At 68.0% G+C, this 6,324-nt stretch carries 4 protein-coding genes; all 4 read left to right on the top strand.

Annotated elements, in window-relative coordinates; genetic code table 11:
* The first annotated feature begins 259 nt into the window (after positions 1 to 259).
* From tssE to tssH, 4 genes are read left to right on the top strand one after another with little or no spacing between them, the layout of a single operon-like run.
* Complete coding sequence (tssE, locus tag VJS90_RS08925) at positions 260 to 775, top strand: type VI secretion system baseplate subunit TssE (protein ID WP_324121104.1); 516 nt, start codon at positions 260 to 262, stop codon at positions 773 to 775.
* The gene (tssF, locus tag VJS90_RS08920) at positions 772 to 2,634 is read left to right on the top strand and encodes a type VI secretion system baseplate subunit TssF (protein WP_324121102.1); all 1,863 of its coding nucleotides are present in this window, start codon (positions 772 to 774) and stop codon (positions 2,632 to 2,634) included. The genes tssE and tssF overlap by 4 nt, the downstream gene beginning before the upstream one ends.
* Entirely contained in the window at positions 2,598 to 3,650 is a 1,053-nt protein-coding gene (gene tssG, locus VJS90_RS08915; protein ID WP_324121100.1) for a type VI secretion system baseplate subunit TssG, read from the top strand. Before tssF ends, tssG begins: the two co-directional genes overlap by 37 nt.
* On the top strand, positions 3,643 to 6,318 hold the full coding sequence (gene tssH / locus VJS90_RS08910; protein WP_324121098.1) for a type VI secretion system ATPase TssH: 2,676 nt from the start codon (positions 3,643 to 3,645) through the stop codon (positions 6,316 to 6,318). The genes tssG and tssH overlap by 8 nt, the downstream gene beginning before the upstream one ends.
* Positions 6,319 to 6,324: the final 6 nt, after the last annotated feature.

Here is a 6,324-nt window from a genome sequence, read left to right as displayed (position 1 = left end):
AGATCTGATAGCGGCGTCGCTCCTTTCGCGGGACAAGCCCGCTCCCACAGAACCAAGCTGATCCCAGGATCACTGGATGGCTTGTGAAGGCAGGCAGGCCTGCTTCACAGAAACCATGCTGGTCTCAATGCAGGGTTTGTGAGGACAGGCAGCCCCCGCAGGGACCCTGCTGATCTGACGATCCGCGCGGTCCCTGTGGGAGCTGGCTTGCCAGCGAAGCAGACGACGCGGTCCAAACCCCCTCCAACGGAGCCTTTCCGTGGTAGCCAACATCGCCGCCCGCGACCTCCTGCAGCCCTCGTTACTGGATCGTCTGACCGACGATGAACCCGGCAACCCGCAGGAAGCCCCCGACAAGCGTGTGCTGTCCTTGCAACAGCTCAAGGCCTCGGTGCTGCGCGACCTGACCTGGCTGCTCAACACCACCTCGCTGCTCGACACCGACACCACGCGGAGCACGCCGGCCGGTGCCTCGGTGATCAACTACGGGTTGCCCGCGCTGGCCGGCAACAGTGCCTCGAACATCGACCTGGCCGCCCTGGAGCGCATCATCCACCACGCGATTGCCACCTACGAACCCCGGATTCTCGCCCACACCCTGAAGGTGCGTGCCCAGGCCGCGCCCGGCGAGATGAACGCCAACGCCCTGAGTTTCGAGATCGAAGGCGACCTGTGGGCCCAGCCCGCCGCCCTGCCCTTGCTGCTGCAGACCGACCTGGACCTGGAGTCAGGTCATGTGCGCGTGGCGCCCGCCGACCGCCGGAGACGCGCATGAACCCGCGCCTGCTCGAGCTGTACAACCAGGAGCTGCAGCACATCCGCGAAAGCGCGGCGGAGTTCGCCCACGAATACCCGAAGATCGCCGGCCGGCTGACCCTGTCGGGCATCGACTGCGCCGATCCTTACGTCGAGCGTCTGCTCGAAGGGTTCGCCTACCTGACGGCGCGCGTGCAACTCAAGCTCGACGCCGAGTACCCGACCTTCACCAACAACCTGCTGGAAATCGCCTACCCGCACTACCTGGCGCCAACGCCGTCGATGACCGTGGTGCAACTGCAGACCCATCCCGATGAGGGCTCGCTGAGCGCGGGCTTCGAGCTGCCGCGAGGCAGCGCGCTGCGTGCCAACCTTGGCCGCGACACGCAGACGCCGTGCGAGTTTCGCACGACCCAGGATGTGACCCTGTGGCCGCTGCAGGTGGCGCGGGCCGACTACTTCGGCAACCCCGGCGCGGTGCTGGGCCGGCTTGCCGCCAGTGAACCCGGCGCCCGCGCCGGCTTGCGCCTGACCCTGCGCAGCGCGGCAGAGACGCCGTTCTCCAGCCTGCCGCTGGAGCACCTGCCCCTGTACCTCAACGGTGCCGACGAAACCCCGTTCCGCCTCTACGAGCAACTGCTCGGCCATGCTTGCGCGGTCTTTGTCCGCCAGCCAGGCGCGGACTGGGTCGAACGTATTCCCGTGGAGCAAGCCTTGCTGCCGTGCGGTTTCGACGATCAGCAGGCAGCGCTGCCGGTGGTGCCGCAGGCGTTTCAGGGTTACCGCCTGCTGCAGGAATACTTCGCCCTGCCCCAGCGTTTCCTGTTCGTCGATTTCGCGGGCCTTGCGCGCGCGGTCAAACGCTGTGACGGCCAGGAGCTGGAGTTGCTGGTGCTCTTCAAGCGGTTTGACCAGAGCCTGGAAGGCAGCGTCACGCCAGCGCAGTTCGTGCCGTTCTGCACGCCGGCGATCAACCTGTTCCCACGGCGGGTCGATCGCATCCACCTGAGCGACAAGGCCAATGAACACCATGTGATCGCCGACCGCACACGGCCGACCGATTTCGAAGTCCATTCGCTGCAGCAGGTCACCGGCCATGGCACCGGCGCCGACCAGCCGTTCCTGCCGTTCTACGCCGTGCGCGACCCCTCGCGCTACGGTCGCAACGCCGCCTATTACATCGTGCGCCGCGAGCCGCGGGTGCTGTCCAGCGACCAGCGACGCAATGGCACACGTTCCAGCTACATGGGCAGCGAGACCTTCATCAGCCTGGTCGACGGCGAGCAGGCACCCTATCGCCACGACCTGCGCCAGCTGGGCATCAGCGCCCTGTGCAGCAACCGCGACCTGCCGCTGTTCATGAACGTGGGTGACGGGCGCAGCGACTTCAGCCTGGCCGACAGCGCGCCTGTGTCCGCGGTGCGCTGCCTGGCCGGGCCCAGCCGCCCGCGCGCCAGCCACGCCCACGACAACCGCGCATGGCGCCTGATCAGCCAGCTGTCGCTGAACTACCTGTCGCTGACCGAGCAAGGCCAGGGCGCGGCGGCCCTGCGCGAACTCATGCGCCTGTACGGCGACAGCCACGACAGCGCCCTGCAGCTGCAGATCGACGGCCTGCGCGAGGTCAGCAGCAAAGCCTGCACCCGGCGCCTGCCGATGCCGGGGCCGATCGTTTTCGGCCGCGGCCTGGAAATCACCCTGACATTCGACGAAAACGCCTTCCGCGGTACCGGGGTGTTCTTGCTCGGCGCGGTCTTCGAACGTTTCCTGACCCGTTACGTGTCCATCAACAGCTTCACTGAAACCGTGCTGCGGGCCACCGAGCGCGGCGAGATCATGCGATGGAACGCCAAGCCCGGGCGGCGGCCGACCCTGTGAACACGCTCGAGGCGATGCACGCCGAGCCCTGGGCGTACGACTTCTTCCAGGCCTTGCGCCGGCTCGAGGCAGAACACCCCGAGCTGCCGCGCTTCGGCCATTCGCTGCGCCTGGCCGATGAGCCGGTGCGCCTTGGCCAGCGCCTGGATTGCGCGTTCGCGCCCGCGACCCTGGCCTCGGTCACGCCCGGCGAAGACGACGGGCCGGCGCGCCTGGAGCAGTTTTTCTTCGGCCTGGGCGGCCCGAACGGCCCGCTGCCGCTGCACCTCACCGAGCACATGCGCGAGCGCCAGCGCAACCACGCCGACCACACCAGCAAGCGCTTCCTGGATATCTTCCATCACCGCTTGCTGAGCCTGTTCTACCGGGCCTGGGCCGAGGCCCGGCCGACGGTCAGCCACGACCGCCCGGGGGATGACTACTGGGCCGCGCGCCTGGCCGCCCTGAGCGGCCGTGGCCAGCCCGCCCTTCGGGGCCAGGGCCCGCTGCCGGACAACGCCACGTTGCACTTCTCCGGCCACCTGGCCGCGCAGACCCGCTACCCGGACGGCCTGTGCAGCATCCTGGCGGACTACTTCGGCGTGCCGGTCACCCTTGAAGAATACGTCGGCCAATGGCTGAAACTGCCCGAGCGCAGCCAGCTCGGCGTGCGCGCCAACCGCCTGGGCGTGGACCTGTGCCTGGGCCGTCATGTCTGGGACCGCCAGCACAAGTTCCGCCTGTGCGTGGGCCCGCTGACCCTCGACCAGTATCACGCCCTGTTGCCCGGCGGCACGGCGTTCATCGAGCTCGCCGCGTGGGTCGCCGAGTACCAGGGCCAGGAGCTGGACTGGGAGCTGAACCTGATCCTGCGGCGTGACCAGGTGCCCGCCCTGCGGCTCGACGCAGGCCTTCGCCTGGGTTTCGACACCTGGCTCGGCCAGCCGGCAGACGATGCCAACGATCTCAAGCTTGCCCGGTACTACGCCGAGCAACCGCTAACCCCCCCTTCCCAAAGGAGCCAGGACCATGGGTGAAATCAGCCGCGCCGCGCTGTTCGGAAAACTCAACAGCGTCGCCTACAAGGCGATCGAAGCCGCCACCGTGTTCTGCAAGCTGCGGGGCAACCCGTACGTGGAGCTCGCGCACTGGCTGCACCAGCTGCTGCAACTGCAGGACTCGGACCTGCACCGCATCACGCGCCAGTTCGATGTCGAGCCCGCCCGCCTGGCGCGCGACCTGACCGACGCCCTGGACCGCCTGCCTCGCGGCTCGACCTCGATCACCGACCTGTCCTCCCAGGTCGAGGAAGCGGTGGAGCGTGGCTGGGTCTACGGCAGCCTGATGTTTGGCGAAAGCCAGGTGCGCACCGGCTACCTGCTGCTGGGCATCCTCAAGACGCCAAGCCTGCGCAACGCCCTGCTGGGGCTGTCCGGCGAGTTCGGCAAGATCAGGGTCGACGCTCTGAGCGAGCGCTTCGCTGACTACGTGGGCGACTCGCCAGAGCACAACCTGGCCGCCAGTGACGGTTTCAGCGCCGCGGCTCCGGGCGAAGCGAGTGGCGCCGTGGCGCCCGCGGCGATGGGCAAGCAGGAAGCGCTCAAGCGCTTCACCGTCGACCTCACCGAGCAGGCCCGCAGTGGCAAGCTCGACCCGATCGTCGGCCGCGACGAGGAGATCCGCCAGCTGGTCGACATCCTCATGCGCCGCCGGCAGAACAACCCGATCCTCACCGGCGAGGCCGGCGTCGGCAAGACCGCCGTGGTCGAAGGCTTCGCCCTGCGCATCGTCGCCGGCGACGTCCCGCCGGCGCTCAAGGACGTCGAGTTGCGCAGCCTGGACGTCGGCCTGCTGCAGGCCGGCGCGAGCATGAAGGGTGAGTTCGAGCAGCGCCTGCGCCAGGTGATCGAAGACGTGCAGGCATCTCCCAAGCCGATCATCCTGTTCATCGACGAGGCGCACACCCTGGTCGGCGCCGGTGGCGCGGCCGGTACGGGCGATGCCGCCAACCTGCTCAAGCCGGCGCTGGCGCGTGGCAGCCTGCGCACCGTGGCGGCGACGACGTGGGCCGAGTACAAGAAGCACATCGAGAAAGACCCTGCCCTGACCCGCCGATTCCAGGTGGTGCAGGTCGCCGAGCCCAGCGAAGACAAGGCGCTGCTGATGATGCGCGGGGTCGCAGCGACCATGGAACAGCACCATCAGGTGCAGGTGCTCGACGAAGCCCTCGAGGCCGCGGTCAAGCTGTCGCACCGCTACATCCCCGCGCGCCAGCTGCCGGACAAATCGGTCAGCCTGCTCGACACCGCCTGCGCGCGCGTTGCCATCAGCCTGCATGCCGTGCCGGCCGAGGTGGACGACAGCCGTCGTCGCATCGAGGCACTTGAGGTGGAGCAGCAGATCATCGCCCGCGAAGCGGCCATCGGCGTGGACACCGCGCAGCGCCAGGCCAAGGTCGATTCGAGCCTGGCCGAGGAGCTCCAGCGCCTGGCCGGCCTTGAAAGCCGCTGGGCCGAAGAAAAATCCCTGGTCGATCAACTGCTCGCCACCCGCGCGCAGTTGCGCCAGGCGGTGGGCGTCGTCGACCAGCAAGCCGAGGCCGAAGACGGTCAAGGCCTGCGCGACCAGCTCATCGACCTGCAGCAGCGCCTGAGCACCCTGCAAGGCGAAAACCCGCTGATCCTGCCGACCGTGGATTACCAGGCCGTGGCCTCGGTGGTCGCCGACTGGACCGGCATCCCGGTCGGGCGCATGGCGCGCAACGAGATCGAGACCGTGCTCAACCTCGACACGCACCTGGCCAAGCGCATCATCGGCCAGGACCACGCCCTGCGGATGATCGCCAAGCGCGTCCAGACCTCGCGCGCGGGCCTGGACAACCCGAGCAAGCCGATCGGTGTGTTCATGCTCGCCGGCACCTCCGGGGTCGGCAAGACCGAGACCGCCCTGGCCCTGGCTGAAGCCCTGTATGGCGGGGAGCAGAACCTGATCACCATCAACATGAGCGAATTCCAGGAAGCCCACACCGTTTCCACCCTCAAGGGCGCGCCGCCCGGCTATGTCGGCTACGGCGAAGGCGGCGTGCTGACCGAGGCCGTGCGCCGCCGGCCGTACAGCGTCGTGCTGCTGGACGAGGTGGAGAAAGCCCACCCGGACGTCCACGAAATATTCTTCCAGGTGTTCGACAAGGGTGTGATGGAGGACGGCGAAGGCCGCCAGATCGATTTCCGCAACACCCTGATCCTGCTCACCACCAATGCCGGCACCGAGCTGATCGCCAGGACCTGCAAAGACCCACAGGCGCTGCCCGATCCCGAGTCGGTGGCCAGCTCGCTGCGCGCGCCGTTGCTGGAGATCTTCCCGCCGGCGCTGCTGGGCCGCCTGGTGACCATCCCCTACTACCCGCTTAGCGACGCCATGCTCAAGGCCATTACCCGCCTGCAGCTCGAGCGCATCCGCACGCGCGTGCGCAACACCCACAAGGTCGGCTTCGACTACGACGAGGGGGTGGTCGAGCTGATTGTCTCGCGCTGCACCGAGCACGAAAGCGGTGGCCGCATGATCGACGCGATCCTGACCAATGGCCTGCTGCCGGACATGAGCCGCGAGTTCCTGACCCGCCTGCTCGAAGGCAAGCCGCTGGCCAGCGTGAGCATCAGCCGGCGCGACAATGAACTGCGCTACGACTTCAGCGCCGCCAGCTGACAGGAC

This window comes from Pseudomonas sp., assembly GCF_035277045.1.
In the GTDB taxonomy this organism is placed as follows: domain Bacteria; phylum Pseudomonadota; class Gammaproteobacteria; order Pseudomonadales; family Pseudomonadaceae; genus Aquipseudomonas.
This window is presented reverse-complemented; position numbering and strand designations above follow the sequence as displayed.